Source organism: Myxococcus qinghaiensis (genome assembly GCF_024198215.1).
GTDB lineage: Bacteria > Myxococcota > Myxococcia > Myxococcales > Myxococcaceae > Myxococcus > Myxococcus qinghaiensis.
The window spans coordinates 1-1,439 of record NZ_JAKCFA010000082.1 but is presented as its reverse complement, the minus strand read 5'-3'; the positions used below and the strand labels follow the sequence as shown (position 1 = coordinate 1,439).

Sequence of the window (1,439 nt, the reverse complement as noted above, 5' to 3'; positions counted from 1 at the left end):
GCTGTCTCGACACACGCGTTGCATGCGCAGCGGTACTTCTGGCGGCGGTGGCGCTTGAGGACGAAGCGGCGCTCAAGGACGTCGACTTCCTCCGACTCCTCGAAGCAGCCCGTCATGGGCGTCAGCAGTCCGCCGCAGGAGGGGCACTGGGTGTCAGCCTCATCCAGCGCGTGCATCACTTCCTCCAAGGGGAGGTCCTGCTGCGCACGTGGGCCATGGCCGCGCCGAATCTCTTCAGGGGCGTGCCCGTCTTCGGGGGTGGCGGTGGGGCGCTTCTCGCTGGAGGGGGCGAACAGCGCGGCGCGCGCATTGCCCAACTGGCGCTCCAATTCGGCCAGGCGGAGCTGAAGGTGACTGGCGTCGACCCCCTGGGCCTGCAGCAGTGCGCGGGTGAGCTCCACGTTTCGTCGCACCAGCCGGGCATTCTCCGCTTCGAGCAGGAGGGCGGCCTGCCGCAGCCGCTCCACGTCCTTCTCCCGCGCGAGGTGCACCGCCATGGCCCGTGCATGTGCCATGGCGGTGCGCCCGGAAGCAAGCCTCCCCGCGCGTCAGCGCACCGTGCTGGCACTCCGCACGCCGTCGTCCTCGAAGCGCGTGTGCTCGCCGCGCGCCAGGGCAAACAGGGGCAGCGGACCCACGGAGGCGGGCGCGCGCCCGACGAGCTCGCTGCCCTCGAAGAAGAGGGCGAGCTCGGAGTGCGCCAACTGCACGGCCACGTCCTGCGCTTCGCGTTTCCAGAGCGCCGCGAAACGGCCACGCTCCAACCGCTTGGCGAAGAGGCACAACCCCGTACCGTCGAAGAAGAGGGCCTTTGCCCGGCGCCGGCTCCTTCCCACGAAGAGGAAGACGTCGCCCGACAGCAAGTCCCTCCTCATGTGGCCTGTCACCAGCGCGGCCAACGTGTCGAAGCTCTTGCGCATGTCGCACGGCTGCCCATACGCGTACACCGACAGCCGTCGGGTGGAGCCAATCATCCCCCCAACTCCCGCAGCAGCTCCGCCACCTGCCTCAGCGTCAGCCCCTCCACTCGCACGCCCCCGGCAGCATGCACCACCAAGCGCTCCGCCTCGGACTCGCGCTTCAATGCGACGGGGCGGAACACCCGCGACACCTCCTTGCCTCCTGGAGGCCTCACCGCTCCTCGCCGCACCTGCTGGTGCCACCGCGACAACGTCCAGGAGGACATCCCCAACTCCTTGGCCGCCGCCTCCTGCGTCACCCCTTGCGCCTGCCGGCTCCTCACGTACTCCACCGCCTGCGCGCGGAACGCCTCATCGAAACGGAGCTTCACTCCCACTCCCGCACGGGCCTTCGCCTGCGCGCGCAACGTCTCCCTCATCTGCTCCAAATCCATACCGTCGCTCCTCGTCCCACCCATGGAGCGACAACCTCCTCACCTCATACCCCGCTTGTCACGACGGGCTCCGGCGAGGAGTTAC

3 protein-coding genes are annotated in these 1,439 nt (G+C 69.1%); all 3 read right to left on the bottom strand.

The window, feature by feature from the left end; translation table 11 throughout:
• Window positions 1-515, bottom strand: a 515-nt coding sequence (locus LZ199_RS45935) for an IS66 family transposase zinc-finger binding domain-containing protein (protein ID WP_254000184.1), incomplete at its 3' end; no start/stop codon positions are given.
• A 33-nt stretch (window positions 516-548) separates the two neighbouring features.
• Complete coding sequence (gene tnpB / locus LZ199_RS45930) at window positions 549-974, bottom strand: IS66 family insertion sequence element accessory protein TnpB (RefSeq protein ID WP_254000183.1); 426 nt, start codon at window positions 972-974, stop codon at window positions 549-551.
• Window positions 971-1,354, bottom strand: a complete 384-nt coding sequence (locus LZ199_RS45925) for a transposase (RefSeq protein WP_254000182.1) — start codon at window positions 1,352-1,354, stop codon at window positions 971-973. Before LZ199_RS45925 ends, tnpB begins: the two co-directional genes overlap by 4 nt.
• Window positions 1,355-1,439: the final 85 nt, after the last annotated feature.

What these genes read in the sequence shown, in the direction of transcription:
- tnpB (WP_254000183.1), bottom strand. Translation starts at nt 974, where the DNA reads ATGATTGGCTCCACCCGACGGCTGTCGGTGTACGCGTATGGGCAGCCG.
- LZ199_RS45925 (WP_254000182.1), bottom strand. Translation starts at nt 1,354, where the DNA reads ATGGATTTGGAGCAGATGAGGGAGACGTTGCGCGCGCAGGCGAAGGCC.